The sequence below is a fragment of the Steroidobacter sp. genome (assembly GCF_036406195.1).
In the GTDB taxonomy this organism is placed as follows: domain Bacteria; phylum Pseudomonadota; class Gammaproteobacteria; order Steroidobacterales; family Steroidobacteraceae; genus Steroidobacter.
Window position 1 is genome coordinate 101731 of sequence record NZ_DASWVW010000007.1, and the last position, 24929, is coordinate 126659.

19 protein-coding genes are annotated in these 24929 nt (G+C 62.2%); 6 read left to right on the plus strand and 13 right to left on the minus strand.

Translation table 11 applies throughout. The features are described from left to right. Positions 1-69 precede the first annotated feature (69 nt). Positions 70-1008 carry a hypothetical protein gene (locus VGE08_RS02565; protein ID WP_331066285.1) on the minus strand — a complete coding sequence of 313 codons (939 nt, stop codon included), beginning with the start codon at positions 1006-1008 and terminating at the stop codon, positions 70-72. Positions 1009-1222: 214 nt separating this feature from the next. Here VGE08_RS02565 and VGE08_RS02570 point away from each other — a divergent pair, with 214 nt between their 5' ends. The 3 genes from VGE08_RS02570 to VGE08_RS02580 are packed head-to-tail and all read left to right on the plus strand — an operon-like array spanning position 1223 to position 5332. After that, on the plus strand, positions 1223-2683 hold the full coding sequence (locus VGE08_RS02570) for a radical SAM protein (protein WP_331066286.1): 1461 nt from the start codon (positions 1223-1225) through the stop codon (positions 2681-2683). Between the two features lie 16 nt (positions 2684-2699). Next, the gene (locus tag VGE08_RS02575) at positions 2700-4079 is read left to right on the plus strand and encodes a B12-binding domain-containing radical SAM protein (protein WP_331066287.1); all 1380 of its coding nucleotides are present in this window, start codon (positions 2700-2702) and stop codon (positions 4077-4079) included. Between the two features lie 2 nt (positions 4080-4081). Further along, positions 4082-5332: a nucleotidyltransferase family protein gene (locus VGE08_RS02580; RefSeq protein ID WP_331066288.1), complete on the plus strand. Its 1251-nt coding sequence runs from the start codon at positions 4082-4084 to the stop codon at positions 5330-5332. Here VGE08_RS02580 and VGE08_RS02585 read toward each other — a convergent pair. The 10 genes from VGE08_RS02585 to VGE08_RS02630 form a co-directional block, all read right to left on the minus strand. Next, a complete protein-coding gene (locus VGE08_RS02585) occupies positions 5316-6422 on the minus strand; it encodes a glycosyltransferase (RefSeq protein WP_331066289.1) in 1107 nt (368 codons plus the stop codon). The genes VGE08_RS02580 and VGE08_RS02585 overlap by 17 nt on opposite strands. Then, positions 6419-7555, minus strand: coding sequence for a glycosyltransferase family 4 protein (locus tag VGE08_RS02590; protein ID WP_331066290.1), 1137 nt, complete (start codon positions 7553-7555; stop codon positions 6419-6421). The genes VGE08_RS02585 and VGE08_RS02590 overlap by 4 nt, the downstream gene beginning before the upstream one ends. Before the next feature lie 10 nt (positions 7556-7565). After that, a complete protein-coding gene (locus VGE08_RS02595) occupies positions 7566-9077 on the minus strand; it encodes a B12-binding domain-containing radical SAM protein (RefSeq protein WP_331066291.1) in 1512 nt (503 codons plus the stop codon). Then, on the minus strand, positions 9074-10510 hold the full coding sequence (locus VGE08_RS02600) for a B12-binding domain-containing radical SAM protein (protein ID WP_331066292.1): 1437 nt from the start codon (positions 10508-10510) through the stop codon (positions 9074-9076). The genes VGE08_RS02595 and VGE08_RS02600 overlap by 4 nt, the downstream gene beginning before the upstream one ends. After that, the gene (locus VGE08_RS02605; protein WP_331066293.1) at positions 10507-11679 is read right to left on the minus strand and encodes an amidohydrolase family protein; all 1173 of its coding nucleotides are present in this window, start codon (positions 11677-11679) and stop codon (positions 10507-10509) included. The genes VGE08_RS02600 and VGE08_RS02605 overlap by 4 nt, the downstream gene beginning before the upstream one ends. Next, positions 11661-12356 carry a class I SAM-dependent methyltransferase gene (locus tag VGE08_RS02610; protein WP_331066294.1) on the minus strand — a complete coding sequence of 232 codons (696 nt, stop codon included), beginning with the start codon at positions 12354-12356 and terminating at the stop codon, positions 11661-11663. The genes VGE08_RS02605 and VGE08_RS02610 overlap by 19 nt, the downstream gene beginning before the upstream one ends. Beyond that, positions 12353-13378: a radical SAM protein gene (locus tag VGE08_RS02615; protein WP_331066295.1), complete on the minus strand. Its 1026-nt coding sequence runs from the start codon at positions 13376-13378 to the stop codon at positions 12353-12355. Before VGE08_RS02615 ends, VGE08_RS02610 begins: the two co-directional genes overlap by 4 nt. A 39-nt stretch (positions 13379-13417) precedes the next feature. Next, on the minus strand, positions 13418-14209 hold the full coding sequence (locus VGE08_RS02620) for a class I SAM-dependent methyltransferase (RefSeq protein ID WP_331066296.1): 792 nt from the start codon (positions 14207-14209) through the stop codon (positions 13418-13420). 167 nt (positions 14210-14376) lie between these two features. Beyond that, positions 14377-16473, minus strand: coding sequence for an ATP-binding protein (locus tag VGE08_RS02625; RefSeq protein WP_331066297.1), 2097 nt, complete (start codon positions 16471-16473; stop codon positions 14377-14379). A gap of 206 nt (positions 16474-16679) precedes the next feature. Beyond that, complete coding sequence (locus VGE08_RS02630) at positions 16680-17105, minus strand: Dabb family protein (protein WP_331066298.1); 426 nt, start codon at positions 17103-17105, stop codon at positions 16680-16682. Between the two features lie 144 nt (positions 17106-17249). Between VGE08_RS02630 and VGE08_RS02635 the strand changes: the two genes are divergently transcribed. Genes VGE08_RS02635 through glcF form a run of 3 tightly spaced genes read left to right on the plus strand, consistent with a single transcriptional unit; the run spans position 17250 to position 21059 of the window. Further along, positions 17250-18752 carry an FAD-linked oxidase C-terminal domain-containing protein gene (locus VGE08_RS02635; RefSeq protein WP_331066299.1) on the plus strand — a complete coding sequence of 501 codons (1503 nt, stop codon included), beginning with the start codon at positions 17250-17252 and terminating at the stop codon, positions 18750-18752. Then, positions 18752-19828 carry a glycolate oxidase subunit GlcE gene (gene glcE, locus VGE08_RS02640; protein WP_331066300.1) on the plus strand — a complete coding sequence of 359 codons (1077 nt, stop codon included), beginning with the start codon at positions 18752-18754 and terminating at the stop codon, positions 19826-19828. The genes VGE08_RS02635 and glcE overlap by 1 nt, the downstream gene beginning before the upstream one ends. Positions 19829-19841: 13 nt before the next feature. Further along, positions 19842-21059, plus strand: coding sequence for a glycolate oxidase subunit GlcF (glcF, locus tag VGE08_RS02645; RefSeq protein WP_331066301.1), 1218 nt, complete (start codon positions 19842-19844; stop codon positions 21057-21059). Between the two features lie 142 nt (positions 21060-21201). On the opposite strand, the gene VGE08_RS02650 is transcribed toward glcF, so the two are convergent. Together VGE08_RS02650 and VGE08_RS02655 are read right to left on the minus strand one after the other, a co-directional pair. Further along, positions 21202-23364 (minus strand): malate synthase G, encoded by a 2163-nt coding sequence (locus VGE08_RS02650; RefSeq protein WP_331066302.1) that lies wholly within the window; start codon positions 23362-23364, stop codon positions 21202-21204. A gap of 113 nt (positions 23365-23477) precedes the next feature. Further along, a complete protein-coding gene (locus VGE08_RS02655) occupies positions 23478-24923 on the minus strand; it encodes an NADH:flavin oxidoreductase (protein WP_331066303.1) in 1446 nt (481 codons plus the stop codon). Between the last annotated feature and the right edge of the window lie 6 nt (positions 24924-24929).

The following is a 24929-nucleotide window of genomic DNA, read 5'->3' on the forward strand; positions in this document are numbered from 1 at the left end:
TTAGTGCAATAAATCGCTCAAATCATAATGCGTTTTGGGCACGTCGAGTGGATCAGCGTGCCGCGCGAGTCAATGGGTCTCCATGATCCTTCGTAAGGCATCGACAGCCTGGCTCGGATGTTGTCCGCGGCGCAGTTCGAAAGCCTGGATGCCGGAGATGTGTGGGAAGAAGGTGGCCCAGGGCGATCGATTGGCTGCGTACTGCTGGCTAACTTCCAACCTCTCCAGGAACTTTGACGGATGCAACGGCGCGAGCAGAGGAATGCCGTCGGAGGCGCGCTCGCTGGAAAGGAAGATCACGGCGGCAATCCGTGGTGGCGTCGAGGCGATGCGGTAAGGTGAGCGTCGCAAGTCGACTGCGAATTTCTTTACGCCGCTGCGTCGACGAATCACAGGCGACTTGCGTATCCAGGCATCATCGCTAGTCCCCCGCAGAAACTGCAGCGAGTCTTCCCGAAGATGCAGGAACGTGCCGACGCCACTGGCCAGTAGCGAATGCGGCTCCACGAACACAGCATCCTCCGCGACCAGTTCCATGCCCTGCAAAAGACAATGCAGGGTCAGTGTCGTTTTGCCCGCTCCGCCCTCGCCGATGATCAGCAGCCCTCGGTCGTCGCGACCAACACAGGCCGCATGCAACGACACTAACTGCTGAGCGCGCGACGCAAGAGTGTAGACGGCAAATTCAATCAACTCGTAACGAATCACCTGCGCGTGCCGCAGCATGTTTCGGGAGACGGCGACGAGCCCCGTCCGCTGCACCGGTGACAACACAGCGAAATTCGCGGCGTCCATGGTTCCACACAGGAGTCCGCCCCCGGAATGCAGTCGCACGGGTGGCGCCTCTTCGTTTGTAGGCGGCCCCGCATCGCCGGACAGCAGAAGCCTGATACGAAACCGCGACGGTCCTGCACTGAACGTGTGCGGCGGCAGGCCCTCATAGACGGAAGCCGCCAGCTGCAATAGCGGCAGATCATTACTTTCGAATTCGAAAATGCCGCCCAGCACCTCGACTCGCGCGTGCAACGGGCAGGCGATGCGCTCTCCAAACGGGTCGCTCTCGATATCGAGGGACGCGGCGGGCTTCATGCAACGACGGTAGCCGGCGATCCTCCCCATTGTCCAGCGCGCGTCGCTGTCGAACGAATGATGTTCGCTTGCAGGAAACCTGCAGCGCCCGGGAAGGTACTCACTACTCGAGTTGTACGACTCGGGCTGAACCATGCTCTCCATCCTGGTGGCGCACTCCTATTTTCTGCGCTTTGATCAAAAGCAGCTGGAGCGGGCCAAGCCCTATCCGCCGCTGGCCACCTTGCAGGTGGCCTCGAGCTTGCGAGAAGCCGGCCACCAGGTGGCCGTCTTCGACGCCATGCTGGCCGGCGGCGTGGATGAATATGACCAGCAACTGCGCGCCTCGCAGCCGCAACTGGCGTTGTTCTACGAGGACAATTTCAATTTTCTGAGCAAGATGTGCCTGGGCAAGATGCGCCAGGCCGCCTGCGACATGATCGGCAACGCCCATCGCAGTGGTGCGCGAGTGATCGTCGCAGGTTCGGATGCTTCGGATGCGCCAGCCTCCTATCTCGCGGCCGGTGCCGAAGTAGTCCTGATCGGAGAAGGACTGTCAGCGCTGCGCGCTTTACTGCGTCGACTGAACTCGGACCCGACCCTTTCCACGACACAATGGGTAGCAGACATCAGCGGTATTGTGACCATCACGAACGGACGGCTGAACGTCCCTAAATCCAAACCAAACTCGCTCGATCAGCAGCAGTCCAGCCGTCCGGCCTGGGATCTGATCGACATCGAGCGATACCGCTCGACCTGGCGCAGCGTGCATGGCTTCTTCAGCTTGAACATGGCCGCCTCGCGCGGCTGTTCATTCCGATGCCACTGGTGTGCCAAACCCATCTGGGGCAACCACTATCTGCAACGTGATCCGGCCGAGGTCGCCGCGGAAATGAGCTACCTCAAGCGCGATTTTGGTCCCGACCATATCTGGTTTGCGGACGACATCTTTGGTTTCCGTGTTGATTGGGTCTCGAAGTTCGCCGCCGCGCTCCATGCGGACCATGGGTCCGTGCCGTTCACGATCCAGACACGCGCCGATCTGGTCAGCACTGCGATGGCTGGGGTCCTCAGTGAGGCCGGCTGCCGGGAGGTCTGGATCGGAGCCGAGAGCGGCAGTCAGCGTGTATTGAACGCCATGAACAAGGGCACCACAGTCGAGGATATCTCGCTCGCACGAAAGCGCCTCGCCGCTACAAACATTCGCGTCGGATTCTTCATCCAACTCGGCTATCTCGGCGAGGAGCTAGAGGACATCCTGGCGACTCGCGCGCTGATCGAGAATACGCGCCCCGACGACATCGGCGTCAGCGTTTCCTATCCCCTGCCGGGCACCAAGTTCTACGAACTGGTGCGACGACAGCTGCAGCACAAGACCCATTGGCAGGAGAGCAAGGACCTGGACATGATGTTCGAAGGCACGTACAGCTCCGAGTTCTACCGCTCAATTCGCGACCTCCTGCACGACCAGGTGCTGCTCGACAACAGCAACAACCAACCGCACGATGCCGACTACCAGCATGCGCGGCGTTCGCTGCAACGACGCTGGGACTGCTTGATCGCCGATGAGCAGGAATATCGAAACTATCGCGCCGAGGTGCGCGCGCCCTGTTGAGGCGCCGCTTCCGACCATGGCAGACATCCTGCTCACCCATGGATACTTTCTGTCCGAGGACGAGAAAGAACAGCAGATCATGAAGCCCTATCCGCCACTGGGCCTGTTGTCGCTCTCGGCCCATCTGAAGGCCCGTGGCTATGGCGTCGAAATCTACGACAGCACCTTCGGTAGTCGTCCCGAACTGCTGCAGAGCTTGCAGCAATCGCCCGGCGGCGTGGTGGGCATCTATACCAATCTCATCACCCGACGCAGCGTGCTGGAGATCATTGCCGCGGCAAAGCGCTGCGGCTGGACGGTAATCCTGGGCGGGCCGGAAAGCGCAAACTACTCCGTGGAGTATCTCCACGCAGGCGCGGATGTCGTTGTGATCGGCGAAGGCGAGACGACATTGCTGGAGTTGCTCCCAGCGCTCGAACGCAACGGACCTGGCCGACTCTCCGACATTCTCGGCATCGTCTTCAAGAACGAAGCCGGCGAGCCGATCCGCACCCCGGAGCGTGCCAGGCTTCCGGATCTGGATGCTCTGCCCTTTCCGGATCGAGAAGCCATCGATCATCAGAAATATCTCGACGTCTGGAGACAGCACCACGGCGCCAGCAGCATCAATCTGATCACCGCACGCGGCTGTCCCTATCGCTGTACATGGTGCTCGCACGCGGTCTACGGGTTCTCGCACCGCCGTCGCAGTCCGTCGAATGTCGCCGAGGAAGTCGCGTGGATCATCGATCGCTACGATCCCGATCAGCTTTGGTACGCCGACGATGTGTTCACGATCAGCCATCCCTGGCTGCATCAGTACCGCGCCGAGCTGAAGGCGCGAGGGCTGCACAGGCCCTTCGAAACGATCACCCGCGCGGATCGTCTGCAAAGCCTCGAGGCAGTACGAACACTGCAAGAGCTGGGCTGCTACCGGATTTGGATCGGCTCCGAGAGCGGCAGTCAGCGAGTGCTGGACGCCATGCAACGCGGCGTCACCGTCGAGCAGGTGCGCAATGCCGTGAGCCTGGCTCAGCAGCACGGCATTGAAGTCGGTATGTTTCTCATGTGGGGCTATGAGGGAGAGGAGATCGAAGACATCGCGGCGACTGTCGAGCACGTGAAGCGGACCAACCCCGACGTTTTCTTCACCACGGTGTCCTATCCGATCAAGGGCACCGCCTACTTCGATCGCGTCAGCGGCCGGGTGGTGCTGCCTTTGAACTGGGCCGAGGCATCCGATCGCGACTACGTGATCATGGGACGGCGGAGCAAAGATTACTACCGACTTGCGGATGTCTGGCTGCGCAGCGAAGTGGAGGCTCATCGCACTGTCGCCACGGCTCCAGACCACGCCGCGCGTCTGTACGACACGGCGAGAAGAGCCCGAGAGGAAATGGCTCGACTGCAGGAGTAAACATGAGTCACCCGGAATCCCCTCGCCTGCCGCTGGCAACAATCCAAGCGGCGCTGAACAAGACCACCGAGGTGCTGGCAAGCGAGCTCGCCGCACCTGGCGATACTGCGCCGGATTGGAGCGACTTCGAGTGGTGTATAGCTCGCGCGACCGCCGTCATGCACGGCATCTCGCCCCTGCTGTGCAATTTGCTGCGCTGGCAAGGTCCCGAAAGCTGGCAAGCTTTTCTGAGGGAGCAACGACAGCACACGTTCGAGCGGCATCAACGCATCGATGCACTGCTGGACGATATCGGCAGCCGAGCGGCTCGTACAGGCATTCCCATGCTTGCTATGAAAGGCGCTGCGCTCCACCAGATCGGCATCTACCAAGCTGGCGAGCGGCCCATGTCCGACATCGATCTGCTGGTGACAAGCGAACACGCGCAAGCCACATCGAGATTGCTGGGGATCCTTGGCTATCGGTTGACCTACCGCACCTTCAAGCATGACGTGTTCGAGCCGCCGGCGGGACTGGAGACGAGCGGGTTGGGCGAGAACGTCGGCAATCCCATCAAGATCGAGCTGCACACCCGAGTGGTGGAGCGCCTGCCGCTGGTCGAACGAGAAATCTCGGCGCTGGTCATTCCATCCCGGCCAGTGCCGGGCCTGAATGGCTATCCGTCGCCGACGGCGCTGATGCTCCATTTGCTCGTGCATGCGACAGGCAATATCTGCACCAACGTACTGCGCCTGCTTCACCTGCATGACATTGCCCTGCTCTCACGCCGCATGACGAGCAGCGACTGGGAAACGGTGCTAGCGGTCGCGAACGGCGCGGACTGGATATACCCGCCACTCGCGTTGACGGCGCGCTACCATGCGGACGCAGTTCCCGCTCACGTCATCAGCCGAGCCGAGTCGGATTGTCGATGGCTACTGCGGCAACTGCATCGCCGTCGCCGGCTCTCGGATGTTTCCTTGTCCAATCTACGGATTCACGCGTTCCCGGGCATCGAATGGGCAAGCTCGACTCAGGAGGCGGTCCGGTATGCCATGAACCGGGTGAAGCCAGGCAAGGACGTCCTCGTCGCACGCCGCGAAGCTCTGAGAATGTACTCGGGCCTGGCAGGTTTCTCGTGGCCGCATCTTTCGCAAGGACGACGCATCGTGCGTTGGATGCTTCACCCTCAGGCCCGACCGCAATCACTCTCTTGCGTTTACGCCGCCTTGTCGCAAGCGGAAGCGCATCTGCAACTCAGCCAACGTCAGTAAGTCTTCGATAGATGCTCTGCAACTGCGTCGCGGTGTAGTCGGCGTCCTCGCCCATCACCCGCTGAGCCGCCGCGTGTGCAACGTGCAGTCGAAGATCTTCGTCCGCCAACGCGCGCCGGATGGCCGCAGCCAACTCGTTCCAATCACCCACGGGAACGGCAACGGATGCCGACGGCGACCATTCCGCAATATGCCCTACCGCCGTGCCCACCGTGGGGACGCCAACCGCGGCAGCCTCCAGCATCGCGATCGGTCCCGCTTCGTGACGTGACGAGATGACCATCAGGTGCGCCTTCATCACCAGCGGCCTGAGCTGTCGCTGCGGCACAAAGCCATGGAATTCGACACGACCTGCCAAGCCCAATGCTCGCGCCAGCGCATGAATCTCACCGTTCAATGTATCTTCGCCAACGATGTCCATATGCACGTCCATACCCCAAGAGACCAGAACGGCCATGGCTCGCAGCAACGTGCTCTGATCCTTGATCCGGTTCAGACTGGCCACGTGGATCAACCTGGCTCGCTCACGCGTATCTCGCCGCACCGGCTTTCGCGGCGGCCACTCGTTCAGATCGACACTGAGTGGGACACGATGCGCAGACACTCCCAGAGCCGCGATCTGCTCAATGATTGGAACGCTCGGCGCCGTAACGACACTGGCGGCTCGCAGCACCATGGCCTCTCGCACTCGCCCTTGCCAATTCTGCCGGCCGCCGTAGCTGATGTCAGGCAGCGCGATGAGCTCTCCACCGGCGATGTGCACCACACTTGGAATCCGCAATACTCGAGCTGCAGATACGGCGACAACACCGCACGCGCCCGACCAAATGGAGTGAACGACGTGAAAGGGCGCCATACGATGCTCGCGCATGATGGCAATGACAGTTCGCGGCCGAGTACGCTCGCCACCGATGTTGTGAACATGAGCTCCAGCGAGCATCCAATCGCCAGGCGTTGCTTCCTGCCTGAGCGCGAATACGTGAAGCTCGTGATGCATGCTCAACCGCTTAAGCAATGCCAGCAGGGCCGGTATCACCCGGTACTCTCCAGAGCGATCTACACCACCGGGGACGACTAGTGCGATCTTCATGACTCGCGCGGCAGCCGTCGTGCCACCAGGTCCTCATACGCCGCCTTCAACTTTCTACCGACCGCCGCGAACGAAAGCTCCGCGTCGAATTGCTGGCGCGTCAACACTCGCAGCTCCGGTCCAAGTCGGGAGGCGATCGACAGCAACGATTCGCGCAAACTCCGGGCATCGCCGCACGTCCACAGTCGCCCTACTCTCGCCTGGTCGGTCAACGAACGAAACGACGGAATATCCGTGACCACCGGAGGCAACCCGCACGCCAGCGCCTCGATCACCGAATAGCCGCTACCCTCGCGATGACTGCCGAGCACGAACAGATCGGCTGCTTGCATGAGCCGTTGAATCTTCTGATGAGGCACTGGCCCCAGCAGGTGTACTCTGCCCCGCAAGCGCGAGTCCCCGCGAATTCGGTCTTGGACGTCGCCGAGCAGCGGCGCCGTAACAAAGCAGCACCACAACTGCAGCTCTGGCAGCTGATCGACGGCTTCACTCACACCGTCCAGCACCGCGAGTGGATCTTTGTTGTCGTTCAAATGCCCCACCCACAGCAAGCAGGGACTGCCGTGCAGCCCCGTCATGCGGCGCGCCGCCTCTTGATCTCCCGGCACGAAGCGACTCGAAGATTCCGGAATCTCATAGATCGTGGTCTGCGGCTGCAATAGCCCGGCATCCATGAAAGGCTGCGCCTGCGCAGATGCGCAGAACGCTGCTCCTGAAAGCACCGAGAAGGCGCGCCGCCAGAAGAGTCGTCGCCAGATTCGCGGCGGCTGGTCCGCATGATCCTGCACGATGATCGGCGTCCGGGGCGCCAATCTCGCCAGCGCCTGCACATCCTCGGGGAACCCAAGGCCATGGACGTGATGAACCTGCGCGCCAAGGTCGCCAACCAGATGGGCGAACTCCCCGCTGCACGCGATCGTCGGGACCACTTCGTCGGGCGTCACAAAATGATAGTCGACCCCGTTACGCGTCAGTTGCCCGCGCCGAGCGCAGGCTTGAATGACCGTGACGCGAACACCAGCGGCCGACGCCGCCTCGGCGACATCCACCAGCGACGGCCAGTCCTGCAGCAGCTGTTCGGGCTCGCGTCCTCGTGGGTCCAGAAAGAACGACACTTGTGCCACGTGCAGCATGTCCGCACCGCTACAGGCTCGAAGCGCGCGGGTCCCGCAGCCGCACCAGTTTCTTCGACAGGTCCAGTTCCCACGGACGATGGTACTTTTGATATCGATAGCGCCAGGACGCGAGCGCACGCAGCGTCGACTTCGCCCAGGGCGGCGATCGAATGTCGGTGACGGTTGGAAACCTGCAACCCAACACGGTCGTGAAATCGAGAATGCGCCGACGCAGCTTCTCGGTGAGCCACGGCGCATCCTTGTGACACCAGTAGTCCACCCATTCCGGCCTGGCCCAATCATCCGCGGTGACTGGAAACTCCAGCGGACGACCATCACGACCGCGAATATCGAGCGCCGCCCTCGAAGCAACCTGTCGGGTGCTGTGACCCGGCGGCAGCGGCGTATAGATGTAGAGCATGATCTCGGTCGCTGGATGCATGCGCTTGATCCGGCGAATGAAGTCGAACGTCTTTTCGGTTTCACCTTCGGGGTCCTGAGGTGGCGCCAGCATGAAAGACAATTCGGGAATCACGCCCTGGCTACGACATCGCTCCACCACTTCCAGCGTCTGGTCGCGCCGTGTGCCCTTGCGAATGTCGTGCAGCAACCAGTCGCTCGGCGACTCCGCACCGATATAGGCCATGCGCAGCCGACTCTTTCCGACCAGCCCCCAGGATCGTTCCGACAGGTTCAACAAAGCATCGGAGCGAGCGAAGCACCACCATGGCAACTGATACTTCGCCAGTATTTCGAGCAACGGCACCATGTCGACTTCGCGGTCGAAGAAGTTGTGGTCGTAGAACTGGATGGCGTCGACGCCGAGTTGCTGCTTGAGAAACCGCAGATCCTGTTGCAATCGCGCGTCGCTGGGCAGCGCCGTCTTGCCGTTGAACATCCGCGCAACGCCACAGAACGTGCAACGAAAGCGGCAGCCGAAAGCAGCTTGATAGCCGGCGGTGCGGCGGCCCAGATAGGTCCTGCTCAAGTACTGCGTGGGATTGTCGAGCTTGTCGAACGGCAGCATCGTGGCGAGGCGCGCAGCGGAGAACGGACGATCCTGGTTGTGCATGACCTCGTCCTCGCGCTTCCAAGTAAGGCCCGTGATCGCACTCAGCTCATGGCGCTGGCCCGCGCAGATGGCTTCCAGCAACTCGGCAAGCGTCTCTTCCCCCTGGCCACGCACCACGTAATCAACGTACGGCGAGGTGATGCTGGGCGTGGCACAGATCGTTGGATAGTAGCCGCCCCAAATGATCGGCACGCTGGGAAACCTCTCCCGAATGACGCTCGACACCGCAATGGCAGTTGGTAACTGAGGCCCGCCCATGACCGTGATTCCGACCGCATCGACCCATTCTTCAGTGATCTTGCGCACTGTCGTCGCGATGAAATCGCGATCGATATTGCCGTCGATGATGCTGGTCGAGTAGCGGCCATCGAGCGCGCCAGCCAGACTCATGACTGCCAACGGAAAGCGCGCGCTGCGCCGAGATGTGATGGTCGGGTTGATCAGCAGAATGTGGCGTCGCGTGCTCATGACAATTTCGGCTCCGACCTGCCCCATTGCATGAGCGCCATCTCGACTGGCCAACGATAATCGTCGCGACTGCATCGATAGCGCGCCAGTTGCTGCAGCAGCCGTTTGCCAGCGGAGGCCCTTTGCCACGCCAGCTCATGGAAGAACTTGAAGCGCTCGATGAGCTGGAATTTTTCCCGCGAAACCCACGGCCCCGGCAGGCCATCGACGAAGTCGAACCCGGCCCAGGCTGCCAGCGTCTGCGGCAACTGGAAGCCGCGAGCCACTTCCTCGCTCACGATGTCGCTGCCCGGATAGGGCTTGAAATAGAAGATGGGCGTCTGAAAATCGACGCTCATCGCACGCAGCCGCTTGGCGCATACCAGCGTCGCCTTGATGCTGTCGTCGCTCTCGCCGGGGAAGCCGACGATGAAAGGAAACTGGCCAGCGATGCCGTACTCGCGCATCTTCTGCGCGGTATGGAAGACTTGCTCGATCCGGATGTCCTTGCGAATCCGCCGCAGCATTTCATCGGAACCGGACTCGACTCCGACCAGCAACCTGCGCAGACCGGATTCCTTACATCGTCGCCATAGCTCATCAGGCAGACGCACGCCTTGATCCGCGCGCATGGTGCCGGCCCAGGTGATGTTCATCCTGGCGGCGATAATCCGATCGGCCAGCGCCTTGATGCGATCGCGCCGCGTAAAAAAAGTCTCGTCCTGAAAGTTCACGTCATCGAATGCGTACCGCTCCCACAACTCTTGCAGGCGTAGCGCCATACGCGTGGGATCGAGCCCGACCCATTTGCGACCGTAAACGAAGGGGTCGGAACAGAATGCGCAGCGGAAGTTGCAGCCCTGCGACGAGATGAAGTCGAGCTGCCGCTTGCCCTTGAGCCCAAAATAACGCTCGACAGGGATCAAACCGTAATCGTGCGCGCGAAAGTTCTCGATCGATTGCAACTCTCGCGGTGGATTCCTGCAGATCGTGCCATCAGCGAGCCGCGCCGTGCAGCCTGCCACGCCAGCGAGGGACTGGCCTTCAGCAAGGCGGCCAACGATCTCCGCGAACGTTGCTTCTCCCTGCCCTTGCACGGTGACATCAACCGCAGATTCATTCAGACACTCGGTAGCGAACATGGATGGATGCCACCCGCCCCAGATGATGGGCAAGCCGGGACGGGCGCGCTTGGTAGCACGCGAAATCCGTAACGCATCTGCGATCGGTGCGCCGGTGAGCACGGTCACGCCGAGGCACAGCGCTCCGTCGAGATGAGAAAGAAGCGCATCCTGCGATTCGAGACGCCCGTCGACGATCACGACCTCGTAGATCTCCGGATCGAGCTCCGAGCCGATGGCGAGCAATGCCAACGGCATCGTGAAAAAGACCGCGCGTGGGTTGTAGAGCACCACCTTCAACCGACTGCCTGATGGTCCGCTCGTGATGATCATGCGGCTCTCCATCCCGCGGCCGAGACGTCCAAGCCGGGCTCCTGCAGCCCCGACTGCGCCCAGAGCATCGCAAGCCGCCGGTCCATGGCTTTGGGCCGGCCGTCCACGCTCACTTCGACCCACGACGAAGGCGGCGCCAGAGCGCCGGCATAGTGCCGATCCGCGTACAGCATTTTTCCTCTGCTCATGACGAGGCAAATATCCGCACGGCTGGCATCCGCAAGGGGCATTCTCGGAACAACAAGAATGTCGGCGGCGGCACCTGCACGCAGCACGCCCCGATCCGTCAGCCGAAGCAGTTGCGCGCTGTTGGTGGTCACCAGTGCTTGCAAGGTTCTATCGTCCAGCCCAGCAATTTCGCGCGCGACCTTTAGTTCGTTCAGCAAGTCCCGCGAGCCACTGAGGCGCGAATCGGTACCCAAGGCGACCCGTCCGCGCTCGATGAGATCGCCAACCTCGGCGGCATGGTCGAACAAATGCAGATTCGATGCAGGGCACCAGATCAATCCGGCGCCTGCCTCGATCAGACGCTGACGTTGCACACGCTTCAACGCGATTCCGTGAACGATCAATGTATTCTGCGCAATGCAGCCGAGCGCATCGAGCTGCTCGAACTCGGCAGTCGCTGTTTCGTCGATCCCCTCCGCGGCATGAATGATCCACGGCCACGCAGCGGGCGTCGCCTGGTACGAGCGTCGCACTCTCTCCTCGCCATCGATTAGCAATGAGTGTGACCAGCCATACTGACTCACTACAGACACCGGATATGCATCGCTGATCAGGCATCCATACAACGGATCGTGGTGAGCCACTGTAGTGACGCCACTGAGCAGGTTCTTGATGCCACCGAGCAGCACACGCTGCTCTCGCGGTACCGCCTCGAACGCCTTCAGTTGGGCGTTCGTTTGCAAGTACGCGGCCACGTCGGCGATCCAGTCCCCGACGGCTGTGTAATGCGATCGATACTTGAGACGGCCAAAATTGTTCAACTGCAGGTGATCGTGCGCGTTGATCAGGCCCGGCAACAATCGGGCATCGTGCAGATCGATGACCACATCGCCAGGTTCGGGTCCCTCGCCCACCGACGCCATTCTCGACCCGACGATGCGCAATGTGGAGGCTCCGCTCTCGATGGCGCCGTTGATGAATGTCACGCCTTGCGCTGACATGGCGCACACTTTCGAGCCCGCACGATCAACACCAGCGGCAGACCGTGCCACTGGCGATAGAAGGTGTCCGAACCTGGAAACGACTCCTGACAATCCATTCCGGCTCGCAGCTCCTGCACGACTTCAAGCGTGAGATTCGCTGCTTCGATCGCTTCGCGTTGCTCGCTCACGTCGTAGTCGCAATGAGGCAGCACCACGCTGCGGTTGTGCTCGTCCTTGAAGGAGCGTGTCAATCCGGCGCGCGCGGCCTCGGGGTGAAAATCCGAGTACAGCAGAACACCGCCGTCATCGAGCACTCGAGCGACTTCGCCCACCCAGCGGTGTAGATCGGGCGCATGACCAAGCGCGAGCCCGCAGACAACCACGTCGAACGCACTGGCAGCGAATGGCAGTTGCACCATGTTGGCGCGAACTGGCGTACCAGCCGAGACCTGCCGCAACATGGCAGTGGAGAAATCCGCTGCGATCACTTCACGCGCACCGGACCGCATCAACAAGCTCGAATACCGGCCGGTGCCGCAAGCAAGATCGAGCGCGCAACAGTCCGTCACATCCGGCCAATGAGCCAACATCGCTCGCTGCTCGATGCGCATCAAGGGATTGTGGGCCTCGGGCGGATAGCTCGCGGCCCAGCGGTCGTAAGCTTCGAGCGTCGACAATGAGCAGTTCACCGTCACGGTCGATGATCCCCCAGGCTCAACCTGGAAACATGACTCACGTCCCGCCACAACGAGCACACGCAGGTAGCGCATTCCGGGCGCCGGCCTGCGCGAATGTCCCGGCGCAGCGTCAACATGGCTTCGCTGTTCAACGCGGCCTCGAAATCGCTCGCCACGGGCGCCGACGGCCCGGCGATGAAGAAGCACGGGCTCACGCGGCCGGTCGCTTCAAGCACCGCGGAGAATTCTGGAGCATTGCAACGAACCGCCGGGAAGGGACCGAGACCGCATAGAGCACGGTAGTACTCGAGGAGGCGATGCAACTTTGCCGGACTCTCGGCAATGAAGCCGGAGCGAAATGCTTCCGCATGCTCCTGTTCCATCCGCCGCAACGTCTCCTCGAACCGAGGCAGATCGCTGGCCTGTAAAGCGATGCCGGCATTGATGTCATTCGTCCTGCCGAAGGCATGCGAATTGCGAACGTCGGCAGCAAGAAATGAAACCTGCTGAACGCCCAACTCCCGAGCCAGCGTGACGAACGCAGGCAACGCGTTGTAGTTCGAACGTTGAACGGTCACTCGTGCGCTTAGCAAAGAGCCCGAGCGCCGGGCCGCACGGATGCCTGCACAAACCTTGTCGAAGGCGTCCAAGCCACGAATCGCGGCGTACATTCGCCGATCCGTGCCATCCAACGACACGGTAATAGACTGAAACAACTCGGCAGCTCGGGCGGCATGCTTCGCCAGCGACAAGCCAGAGGTGAGCAGCCAAAGCTGCAGGCGCTGTTCTCGCAACAACTGAGCGATCTGTGCCCACTGGGCATGGAGCAGCGGTTCGCCGCCCGAGATCAAGACTGCTCGCGTGCCCAGCTCATGCAAGCTCGGCAACAAACGCGACACGGATTCCAGCGTCAGATCATCGCGGCCATGACGCCAGTAATCGCAGCTCACACACCGCGAGTTGCAGCGCTCCGTGAGGTGCAGCGTGATCAGCGGCACCGATCGAAGGCGGCCTGCTTGTGACAATTCTGGCGTCACCATCGTGACAAGACTCGACTCCGCCGACGATTCTCATGACAGTCATCTCGTCCCCGCGGGCAGACGAGCGGCCTGCAGAATGTAATGGTCAGACCAAGCCGCCAGCGCAGTCGAACGTTGCGCCAGCACCTCGAGACGCGTAAGTGCGGCCAGCGTGCGAGGCGAACGATTCAACCAAGCTGCTGCGTAACTTGGCGGCAAGACGCACCCAAGCGGCGACACGCGACGTATCTCGAAGTACGGCCCGATTGCCGCGCTTGCCTCCGCCGGCGTCGGATATGTGATCTTCAGTCCGCGCCACTCGACACCATTCTTCTCAAAGCGTCGCAGCGCCTTGCGCATATCTGCTCGCGCGAGGTACCACAGCCATTCCCAAGGCACGCGCCGGCCCATGATGACCCAGACCAATGGCGCGCCCGGCACCAGCAATCCGGCCAGGCTCGCAGCCAGGGCCGGCAGATCAGCAACGCAATTGATCGCGCCAAAATTCGAGAACACGCCGTCGAACGAACGACCGCACAGCGACGCCACAACATCCTCCATGGGTACCCGGTGGAGCTCGATGGGTTCAATGCCGGACAGGCGATTTATTTTCTGGCGGGCGACCCGAATCATCTCGGCCGAAACATCGGTCGCGGTCACCTCGATGCCCAAGCGAGCGAAGCGCACGGCGTCCTCGCCGGTGCCACAGCCAAGCTCCAGAACTTTCCTCGAGGCTCCGAAGCTGTCGGATACCGCCGACCAAACGATGTCACGCAGCACCCGGCCGACGGCTGTGTCCGTAAATTCAGAATCGTATTGCCGCGCCAGTGAGTCGAAGGCAGTCGTGGACACGCGCTGGCCTCCATATCGAGAGGCCATCAATATGCGCCCGCACGCCGCGGCAGTCGACCCCTTGTGAGCGCCAGTGGCTGGCGGTTAGTGGTTGGTGGTTAGCCCGGAAGCAAGCGCTGAGTAGCCCTCTCTGGCCAACCACTGACCACGAACCGCTAACCGCTGTCTTATGCGTCGAGCAGATATCTGACGCGTTCGGCCAGCTGGGCGCGGTTGAAAGGCTTGGTCAGCAGTTCGGCATTGGGATCCAGCTTGCCTTGCTGAAACATTGCGTCCTGCGCGTAGCCGGTGGTGAACAGCACGGGTAGCTCCGGACGCATGCGGCGCGCCTCCTCCGCCAATTCACGGCCGTTCATTCTCGGCAGACCCACGTCGGTGAACAGCAACCGAATCTCGGGGTGCGCCGGTATCAGACGCAGCGCCGATGACGCATCGCAGGCCTGCAACACGGAGAAACCCAGTTCCTGCAAACATTCCACGCTGTAGGAACGAACATCTTCCTCGTCCTCCACGACGAGTATGGTCTCGCTGCCTCTGGCTCGCGGCACATCCTTGTCACGGCCGTCGGATCGAGCAGCCGACGCGGCACTGACGCGTGGCAAGTAGACTTTGACGGTCGTCCCTTTACCGACCTCGCTCTGCAGCTTTACCGTGCCGCCCGATTGTTTGACGAAGCCAAACACCTGGCTCAGGCCCAGCCCGGTACCCTGGCCGAGGGGCTTGGTCGTAAAGAACGGATCGAATGCACGCGTCATCACTTCGCTGGACATGCCGACGCCGGTGTCGCTCACGCTGATGATTGCGTGTGGTCCGGGCTGCAGATCTCCCAGGTGCCACGTTTCCTCGGCGCCGAGCTCGACCATCTCGGTCTCGATGGTCAACGTGCCGCCAGCGTGCATGGCATCGCGAGCGTTCAGCACCAGGTTCAGCAGCGCGCTCTCCATTTGATTCGCATCGACGCTCACATGCCCCACTACGCCGCTGATCCTGGACTGCACGGCAATGCCTTCGGGCAAGGTGCGGCGAATCAACTCGAGCAACGCGGTGACCAGCTGATTCACGCTGGTGGGCTTGGGATTCAGCGACTGGCGACGCGCGAACGCGAGCAGTTGATGCGTCAGAGCAGCCGCGCGCTGCGCGCCTCGCATGGCGTGCTCCAGAGCACGTTGCGACCTCATGTCGTCCGCCGGCGCCCGCCGCTGCACGGTATCGAGATTGCCGAGAATGACGGTCAGCAGATTGTTGAAGTCATGCGCCACTCCGCCGGTCAATTGGCCGACGGCTTCCATCTTCTGCGCCTGATTGAGTTGCTCCTGCATGAGACGACGCTCGGTCATGTCGCGCGTGATCTTGGCGTAACCGACCAGGCGTCGATCGGTATCGTAGATCGGATCGATCAGCACGTTCGCCCAGAAGCGCGAGCCATCCTTACGTACACGCCAGCCTTCGCTTTCGAACTTGCCCTGAGTGGCGACCAGGCTCAATGAACGTTCCGGCAATCCGGCGGCGCGATCCTCGATGGAGTAGAACTGCGAGAAGTGACGGCCGATGATCTCGTCCGCCTCGTAACCCTTGATGCGCTCGGCACCGACATTCCAACTCGCCACCCGCCCATCGAGATCGAGCATATAGATGGCGCAATCGGCGACGCCGGCCACCAACTGCGCGAACTGCCGGTCGGGAGCAGTCAGCTCCGCGCTATGAGCCTGCCCCACGCGGTCGTGCTTCTCATTGATCACCTGCTTCAGCCGGCGTTCGATGCGGGCTCGCTCGATGGACTCCCAGCAGCGGCTGGCGACCAGCCGCACCAGGTCGATTTCTTCCCGCTGCCAGCGCCGCGGCCGATTGCTCTGGAGCATCAGCGCTGCCACCAATCGGCCTGCCTTCAGCAACGGCATACAGATGACCGCGCGCACCTGAAGTTGTCGATAGATCGCTTGCATCCCCGCCGTGCGCTGATCTGTTGCCGAATCTTCTACGACATACGGCTCGCCAGCCTGCATCGATCGCAAGCACTCGGCACTCAGATCGCTGAAGTAGTAGCGCCCGACGACGCTCGGCACGCCTTCGCAGTAATCTGCCGTGACTTCGAACGCGTCCAGCTCGCCTTCGACCTCGGCATAGGCGCAACGATTGACGCCCAGGTGACGCACGAGAAGCGCGGCAGTGACCTGCATGATCTCTGACGGGTCCGCCAAAGCGCGCGTGGCCTCGTCGATGGATAGCAGGAAGCTCGGTGCGGTCTGGAGCGGCACTTCTGTCATTGACCGCTCATATGCCATTGAATCCCCAAGCTGTGCAAGTACATGCGGCTCGAACCATGTCGGCACGAATCGCGTCGGATCGCGTCGGATGCAGGGCTCCGGCGCACCTTGCGGTGAAACTTGAACGCGGTCCAGGCGCGACAGGTTCCCCATCGACGCACTACGCCGGCGATTTCGCGAGCCGCGGCCGATATCAAGTCGTCATGTTAGTTCGTGGCTGCCGGTTGCACGTCGTAGACGACGACACGCTCCCAAAGGTGCTGACAATCCTTGACGAACTGCTGGTGAATGGGATGGACCTGATAGGCGTTCTGTCCGGCCACATCGTCGAAGAACAGGATCTCCGAGGCGCTGTAGCTCGCATCCACGACTCCGCGCTGCTCGGTGTCAGCCGGGACGCCGATGTGAATGGCGCGCACCGTCTCGATAGCCCCCAGGGTCCGCAGCCCGGTCAGCAGGCGCGCCAGATCCTCCGTGGATCGAGGGTTCTTCAACCAGAAAAATACGTGATGAACGACCGGCGGGATCGTGGCCTTGCTGGCCGGCGACGCTGCGGCTTCGGCGGTGATGCCGGCGCCCGCCAGCGTGGCGGCAGCGGCGGCAAGGACCTCTCGTCGAGTAGGGTTCGTCATGCGCGGGTTCCTTGTCCCCAGAGTCCTGAAAATGGGAGTCCTGAAGAATGGCAGTCACCAAATCGGCTTCCACTCGAGGGGAGTATAAGCCGGCGCAGGCGTTCAGCCCGCCGCTCATCTATGATTCGTCCCATGGAACGTGCCATGCCCGCCCCTTCGACGCCCGCCGAGCGCTCTTTGCCAGTGGACCTCATCCGTCAACGCAGCCTGGTCGCTGCGTTGCTCGCATTCCTGCCTGAAGACGCGGTGCTGTTTCGCGAGGAAGACACGCGCCCGTATGAGTGCGACGGCCTGACGCTGTTTCGGCAGTTGCCCATGGTCGTGGCCTTGCCGGAAACCGAAGACCAAGTGCGGCGCATCCTGCAGTTGTGTCACGAGCGGCAAGTGCCAGTGGTGCCACGGGGCGCGGGAACCGGGCTGTCTGGCAGCGCTTTGCCTCACCACAGTGGAGTCTTGCTGTCGCTCGCGAAGTTCAATCGCATTCTGTCCATTGATGCCCGGGCGCGCACGGCGACCGTGCAGCCCGGTGTGCGCAATCTCGCGATCAGCGAGGCGGCTGCCCCTCATCGTCTTTATTACGCGCCTGACCCGTCCAGCCAGATTGCCTGCACCATCGGCGGCAACGTCGCGGAAAACTCCGGCGGCGTGCATTGTTTGAAGTATGGACTGACCGTGCACAACGTCTTGCGCGTGCGCGGGCTCACCATTGAGGGCCATCCGGTCGAGTTCGGCGGTCTTGCTCCGGACGCCCCCGGTCTTGATCTGCTGGCGCTGGTGATCGGCTCGGAGGGCATGCTCGCGGTGATCACTGAAGTCACCGTGAGGTTGGTACCCGTCCCGCACATGGCCCGCTGCATCATGGCCAGCTTTGCTGACATCGGCGAGGCTGGCGACGCTGTGGCGGCGTTGATCGCCAATGGAATCATTCCAGCCGGATTGGAAATGCTCGATCAAGCCGCGAGCCGCCTGGTCGAGCCCTTCGCGAATGCCGGCTATGACCTGGACGCCGCCGCCGTGTTGCTGTGTGAGTCCGATGGCACCGCCGAAGAAGTAGCCGAGGAAATCGAGCGCATGTCGGCAGTGTTGTTGGCGGCTCGCGCCACTCGCATCCAGGTCTCCAACAGCGAGACCGAACGGCTGCGCTTCTGGGCTGGGCGCAAGAACGCCTTCCCCGCCGCCGGTCGGGCCTCGCCGGCTTACTACTGCATGGATGGCACCATCCCACGCCGCCGTCTCGGCGAAATGTTGAAAGCGATTCAGGCGCTGGAGCCCAAGTACGGACTGCGCTGCCCCAATGTGTTTCACGCCGGCGATGGCAACCTGCATCCCCTGATCCTGTTCGATGATGCCGATCCGGATTCGGTGGCTCGTGCCGAAGCGTTCGGTGCCGAGATTCTGGAGCTGTGCGTACAGATGGGCGGCACGGTGACCGGCGAACATGGCGTGGGTGTGGAGAAGCTCGACCAGATGTGCTCGCAATTCGATCGCGCCACGCTCGACACGTTTCTGGCAGTGAAGAGCGCCTTCGATCCGCCTGGCCTGCTGAATCCAGGCAAGGTCGTGCCCACCTTGCACCGCTGTGCCGAGTACGGGCGGATGCGCGTGCATGGCAGAAACCTGAGATTTCCCGAGTTGCCGCGATTCTGATGGACCCGGCACTGAATCAGCTTTGCGACAAGGTGCGCGCCGCCTCGGCGTCGCGAACGCCACTATGCATTCGCGCTGGCGGCACCAAGGATTTCTATGGCAATCCGCCGCAGGGAACATTGCTAGATCCGCGAGGTGTGGCCGGCGTCGTGGAGTATGAGCCGACGGAGCTGGTCATCACTGCGCGCGCCGGAACGTCACTCGCCGAGTTGGAGCAATTGCTTGCGGAGCATGGGCAGATGTTGGCTTTCGAGCCGCCCCACTTCGGTCCTGGCGCAACGATTGGCGGTTGCATCGCCGCGGGCTTGGCGGGCCCACGCCGCGTGTCATTCGGAACGACGCACGGTGGTGTCCGTGATTTCGTGCTCGGCGCGCAGCTGGTCGATGGCCGCGGCGAGTTGCTGACGTTCGGCGGCACCGTGATGAAAAACGTTGCCGGCTATGACGTGTCCCGTTTGCTCGCCGGCTCCATGGGTATTCTTGGAGTGATCGTGGAAGTCTCGCTCAAGGTGCTGCCCCGTGCACTATCACATCAAACGCTTCGCTTCGAGATGAGCGAGACCGTCGCTGTCGACACGCTCAATGAATGGGCCGGCCGCCCCCTGCCGCTGTCCGCATCCTTGTGGCACGAGGACATTCTGCACTTGCGACTCGCGGGCGCTCCGGCCGCGGTGCTGGCAGCACGGCAGCAGCTAGGCGGAGAGAACGTGGACAACGTGGAGGCGGATGCACTTTGGACGAGCGTAAGAGAGCAGACTCATCCATTCTTTGCCGGCGAGTTGCCGCTATGGCGAATGTCGGTGCCTTCGACGGCCGCACCGTTGAGGGTCGATGCTCCGCAGTTGATCGAGTGGAATGGCGCTCTACGTTGGCTGCGAACTGCGCAGAGCGCAGAGCAAGTGCGCGAGCGCGCAACCCAAGCCGGCGGCCACGCGACGCTATTTCGCGGCGGCGATCGCTCGGCCGGTGTGTTCACACCACTGGCTGCACCGATCGCGGCCATTCATCGGCGCCTGAAAGCGCAGTTCGACCCGGCCGGCATTTTCAATCCGGGCCGGATATATCCGGATCTCTAGAGCAAGGGGTCCTATGAGAACGCAGCTCGCCGATTTCATCAAAGACACGCCCGAAGGCAAGGAGGCCGAGGAGATCGTGCGCCGCTGCGTGCACTGCGGATTCTGCACAGCCACCTGCCCCACGTATCAGTTGCTCGGCGACGAGCTGGACGGTCCCCGCGGCCGCATCTACCTGATCAAACAAGTGCTCGAAGGCTTCGAGCCGACGCAAAGCACGCAATTGCACCTGGATCGCTGCCTGACTTGCCGCGCCTGCGAGACAACCTGCCCTTCCGGAGTTCAGTACGGCCGGTTGGTGGATATCGGCCGCGGCATCGTCGAGCAGAAGGTCGAGCGTCCCAGGGGCGAGCAACTGGCCCGCTCGGCATTGAAACATGGACTCACCAGCAAACTGTTCGGGCCGGCGATGCGCGCCGGCCAGGCTGTTCGCTCACTGCTGCCCGAGTCTCTGCGCGCCAAGGTTCCAGAACGGCGCGATGCCGGCGCATGGCCGAACCGATCGCACGCACGCAAAATGCTCTTGCCGCTGGGCTGCGTGCAGCCTTCCATGTCGCCGGGAATCGATGTGGCAACGGCTCGCGTGCTCGATGCGCTGGGAATCGAAGCCGTGAGAACGGCACCTTCGTGCTGTGGCGCCATCAAGCATCACTTGAATGATCACGCGGCTGCTTTGCTGGAGGTGAAAAGGAACGTCGATGCCTGGTGGCCGCACGTCGAAGCGGGCATTGAAGCAATCGTAATGAATGCGTCCGGCTGCGGAGTGATGGTGAAGGAGTATGCACACCTGCTGCGCCATGATCCGGCATATGCGGCGAAGGCGCAGCGTATCGTCGAGCTCACGCGGGATCTGGCCGAGTTGTTGCCGCCGCAGGCGGACGTGCTGATGAGCAAGCTCCAAGCACGCTCACCGGAGCGAGTGATATTTCATCCGCCGTGCACACTCCAGCACGGCCAGAAGATTCGCGGCGTCGTCGAACGACTGCTGCAAGACCTCGGCGCGGAAGTGCTGCCACTGGCCGAGAGTCATTTGTGCTGCGGGTCCGCTGGCACCTACTCCGTCTTGCAACCGGAGCTCAGCAAACAGCTGCGCGATCGCAAGCTGGCGGCACTGCAAGCTGCGCAGCCAGACGTGATCCTGTCGGCGAACATCGGCTGCATCACCCACCTTGCCAGTGCCGCACGGATACCCGTGCGGCACTGGATCGAATGGCTCGGGGGCAAACTCCCCTAGCTCCAATGGTGCTTAGTTGACCGTCTTTGTCACAGCGGTTCGCGGATGGCGGATAGCGGTTAGCCGGAAATGAGCCAAGTCCTGGCCTCCGTTCTGCCCTAACCGCCAACCACTGGAGGGCGCCAACTAAGTGCCATTGGGCTTAGCTCCTTGCCTTCAGCTCGCGACGGCGGCGATGCAGGATGAATTCGGTATAACCGTTCGGCTGCTCGCGACCGAGGAAGATCAGGTCGCTCGCGGCCTGAAATGCAACGCTCCCCTGCAGATTGCCAGCCATCGGCCGATACAGCGGATCGCCGGCATTCTGCGCGTCCACGACGGCCGCCATGCGCGCTAATGTTTCTTTCACCTGGGCTTCCGTGCACACGCCGTGCAGCAGCCAGTTCGCGACGTGCTGGCTGGAGATGCGCAGCGTGGCGCGATCCTCCATCAAGCCGACATCGTGAATGTCGGGCACCTTCGAGCAGCCCACGCCTTGATCGATCCAGCGCACCACGTAGCCGAGAATGCCCTGAATGTTGTTATCGAGCTCGCTCTGAACTTCCTCGGCGGTGAAGCCGGACTGAGCGAGCGGCGCGCGTAGCAAGTCGTCGATGCCAGTGGCTTGGCTCGACTGCAGCTGACGCTGCAGTTCGTTCTGAACCGCGCGCACATCGACCTGATGATAATGAAGTGCGTGCAGCGTAGCCGCGGTCGGCGATGGCACCCAGGCAGTGTTGGCGCCCGCGCGTGGATGACCCGCCTTCGTCGCCAGCATTGCCGCCATCTTGTCCGGCATGGCCCACATGCCCTTGCCGATCTGTGCGCGGCCGCGCAAGCCGGCCAGCAGACCGATTTCGACATTGCGCTTCTCATACGAAACCAGCCACGGCTGGGTCTTGATCTCTTCCTTGCGCAGCACCGGCCCGCCCTGCATCGCGGTGTGGATCTCGTCGCCGGTGCGATCCAGGAAGCCGGTGTTGATGAACACGATGCGATGTTTCACCTGCTCGATGCAGGCGAGCAGATTGATGCTCGTGCGGCGCTCCTCGTCCATCACGCCGATCTTCACGGTGTACTTGGGCAGGCCCAGCGCTTCTTCCACCCAGCCGAACAGGTCGTTGGCCAGTGCCGCCTCCTCCGGGCCGTGCAGCTTCGGCTTCACCACATACACCGACCCGGTGCGGCTGTTCTTGCCGCCGCCGCGAATGTCATGCATCGCGATGGCGACGGTGACCAGCGCGTCGAGCACCGTTTCGAAAATCTCCTTGCCCTCGAACAGTACGGCGTCAGTGCGCATGTGATGCCCGACGTTGCGCACCAGCATCAGGCTGCGGCCCGGCAACGTCAGTTCCTTGTTGCCCGGCACGGAATAGACGCGATCGGCGTTGAGCGTTCGGTTGACCGTGCCCTTGCCCTTGGCGAAGGTGGCCTGCAGATCGCCCTTCATCAAGCCCAGCCAATTGCCGTAGACCGCGACCTTCTCTTCCGCATCCACCGCCGCGACCGAGTCTTCGCAATCCTGAATGGTGGTGATGGCCGACTCGAGAATCACGTCGGCGACACCGGCTGCATCGGTCGCGCCAATCGGATGCTTGCGGTCGATCACAATCTCGAAATGCAGGCCATGATGCCGCAGCAGAATGCCTTGCGGCTGATCGTGGCTGCCGCGCCAGCCTTCGAGCGTCGCGGGAACCGCCAGCGTCGCCCGCGCTCCGTCCTTGAGCGTCACCACCAACTTGTCGGCTTCGATCGCGTACTTGGTCGCGTCCGCATGTTTGCCCGAGGTGAGCGGCGCAACCTGATCCAGCCACGCACGCGCATATGCAATGACTTTTGCACCTCGCTCGGCGTTGTACGGTGAACCGGCTGGCAGAGGAGCTTCCAGCGCATCGGTGCCGTACAGCGCATCGTAGAGGCTGCCCCAACGTGCATTGGCCGCATTCAATGCGTACCGGGCATTGCTGAGCGGCACCACCAACTGAGGACCGGCGACATGGGCAATCTCGCGATCCACGTTCTCGGTGTCAACCTGGAACGGCGCGGGCTCGGGCACGACGTAGCCGATGGACTCGAGGAACTGCCGTTGCCCGGCGATGTCCAGCGGCTGGCCGCGCTGCTGCCGCCACCAATCATCGATGCGCGCCTGCAGTTGATCGCGTTTGGCGAGCAATTGCTCGTTGCGAGGTGAGAATTCACTGACGATGCGCTGCAGGCTGCTCCAGAATGCCTGTTCCTGCACGCCGGTCCCCGCCAACGCCTGCCGCACGAAATCGTGCAGCACGGCGGCCACTTCCAGGTTCCCTACTCTGATTCTTGCACTCATCGATCGGTCACTCGCTGCTTCAACGTGCAGCGACTATAGAGTTCGAGGTCGACAAGCGCAAAGCGCGCCGCGTTGAAGAATTGACCAGGGTCAGTTCGAGTAGACCGATCCGTTCACCCGTCCGGCGCGACCAGCCGGCGCTTGCCGTCCGCGGAGCGCGCCACTCCGGGCTGATCCAGCCCTTCGCGATCCCACAGCTCGCAAGTGACTTCGCGATGGCGCTGATCCAGCGCTTCGCAGTAGTTCGTGTATTTGCACAAGCGAACCTCGGCGCCCCGCCCGCTGCGAACCTTGATGAACCAATCCGGATCGGCCAGCGCCTGGCGTGCAAATCCCACCACATCGCCCTGTTCCGAGGCGAGCACCTCCTCCGCCTGTTGGAAATGGTGGATGCCGCCGGCCGTGACCAGCGGTGTCATGAATCCCGCCGCGCGAATCGCGGCCCGGATGCGCTTCGAGGGCGCCAGGTTGCGACCGAACGGCCCGGCAGCGTCAGAGTAATAAGAAGGCATGCACTCGTAACCGCTTCGGCCCGTATATGGGTACGAGGCCTCGCCCACCTTGGGTTGCTTGGCGTCATCGAACTTGCCGCCGCGAGACACGGAAATGAAATCCATGCCGGCGCGTGCAAACTGCGTGGCGAACCAGATCGCATCCTCGACGCTACTGCCGCCGTCGATGCATTCCTCGGCGAGGAATCGGCACCCGACGGCAAAGTCCTTGCTCACGGCGGCCCGCACGGCGCCATACACTTCCAATGGCAGGCGAACCCGGCCTTCGCGCGAACCGCCGTAGCCATCCTGGCGATGGTTGGTTGCCGATAGAAACGAAGCCATGGTGTAGGCATGCGCATAGTGCAACTCCACCCCATCGAGCCCGGCCTGCTCCGCCCGGACGGCTGCGTCAGCAAACAACTGCGGCAGCGTTTCGGGAAGCTTGGCGATGTGCGTAAGCTCCATGTCGGTAACGCGTTCACGGTAGCCGTGTTCGAGCGACTCCATCTCGCGTGGCGTCAGTATGGCGCGCAAAGTTTCTTCGTCCAACGTCGTGAGGCGCGCTCGAATCTCGGATTCCGGTGCATCGCGCATGTCGAGCGCCGCGCGGTGCGCGTCAGTAATACGAAGCAGGCGCTCGAAATACTTGGCGCGCTCCGGGCGCCGTCGCATGGCGAGGAAATCGATCAACTGAATCAGCACTCTCGTATGACCGCCGCTGGCGCGGCGCACGGTCTCGGCCAATTGGCGAAGTCCCGGCAGGAAACGATCATCGCCGATGCGCAACAGCGGACCGCTAGGCACGTCTCGAATGCCCGTGGCCTCGATGACGATGGCACCTGGCCGGCCGCGAGCGAATCGCTCGTACCAGGCCAAGACATTCGGCGAGACAAAGCCATCCTCGGTGGCGCGCCAAGGCACCATCGCAGGAATCCAGGTACGCTGCTCCAGGCTCAGCGGTCCGAGCTGAATGGGACTGAATAGACGCGAACGCTCGGCCCGTTCGGCGCTTGGCCATGGACCGGACAGCGGTTCGTGACGAATGCGCTCAGGGGGGCGCCACATCGACAT

What these genes read in the sequence shown, in the direction of transcription:
- VGE08_RS02600 (WP_331066292.1), bottom strand. Translation starts at nt 10,510, where the DNA reads ATGATCATCACGAGCGGACCATCAGGCAGTCGGTTGAAGGTGGTGCTC.
- VGE08_RS02590 (WP_331066290.1), bottom strand. Translation starts at nt 7,555, where the DNA reads ATGCTGCACGTGGCACAAGTGTCGTTCTTTCTGGACCCACGAGGACGC.
- VGE08_RS02615 (WP_331066295.1), bottom strand. Translation starts at nt 13,378, where the DNA reads ATGGTGACGCCAGAATTGTCACAAGCAGGCCGCCTTCGATCGGTGCCG.
- VGE08_RS02625 (WP_331066297.1), bottom strand. Translation starts at nt 16,473, where the DNA reads ATGACAGAAGTGCCGCTCCAGACCGCACCGAGCTTCCTGCTATCCATC.
- VGE08_RS02580 (WP_331066288.1), top strand. Translation starts at nt 4,082, where the DNA reads ATGAGTCACCCGGAATCCCCTCGCCTGCCGCTGGCAACAATCCAAGCG.
- glcF (WP_331066301.1), top strand. Translation starts at nt 19,842, where the DNA reads ATGAGAACGCAGCTCGCCGATTTCATCAAAGACACGCCCGAAGGCAAG.
- VGE08_RS02630 (WP_331066298.1), bottom strand. Translation starts at nt 17,105, where the DNA reads ATGACGAACCCTACTCGACGAGAGGTCCTTGCCGCCGCTGCCGCCACG.
- VGE08_RS02575 (WP_331066287.1), top strand. Translation starts at nt 2,700, where the DNA reads ATGGCAGACATCCTGCTCACCCATGGATACTTTCTGTCCGAGGACGAG.
- VGE08_RS02635 (WP_331066299.1), top strand. Translation starts at nt 17,250, where the DNA reads ATGCCCGCCCCTTCGACGCCCGCCGAGCGCTCTTTGCCAGTGGACCTC.
- VGE08_RS02605 (WP_331066293.1), bottom strand. Translation starts at nt 11,679, where the DNA reads ATGTCAGCGCAAGGCGTGACATTCATCAACGGCGCCATCGAGAGCGGA.
- glcE (WP_331066300.1), top strand. Translation starts at nt 18,752, where the DNA reads ATGGACCCGGCACTGAATCAGCTTTGCGACAAGGTGCGCGCCGCCTCG.
- VGE08_RS02570 (WP_331066286.1), top strand. Translation starts at nt 1,223, where the DNA reads ATGCTCTCCATCCTGGTGGCGCACTCCTATTTTCTGCGCTTTGATCAA.
- VGE08_RS02655 (WP_331066303.1), bottom strand. Translation starts at nt 24,923, where the DNA reads ATGTGGCGCCCCCCTGAGCGCATTCGTCACGAACCGCTGTCCGGTCCA.
- VGE08_RS02585 (WP_331066289.1), bottom strand. Translation starts at nt 6,422, where the DNA reads ATGAAGATCGCACTAGTCGTCCCCGGTGGTGTAGATCGCTCTGGAGAG.
- VGE08_RS02595 (WP_331066291.1), bottom strand. Translation starts at nt 9,077, where the DNA reads ATGAGCACGCGACGCCACATTCTGCTGATCAACCCGACCATCACATCT.
- VGE08_RS02650 (WP_331066302.1), bottom strand. Translation starts at nt 23,364, where the DNA reads ATGAGTGCAAGAATCAGAGTAGGGAACCTGGAAGTGGCCGCCGTGCTG.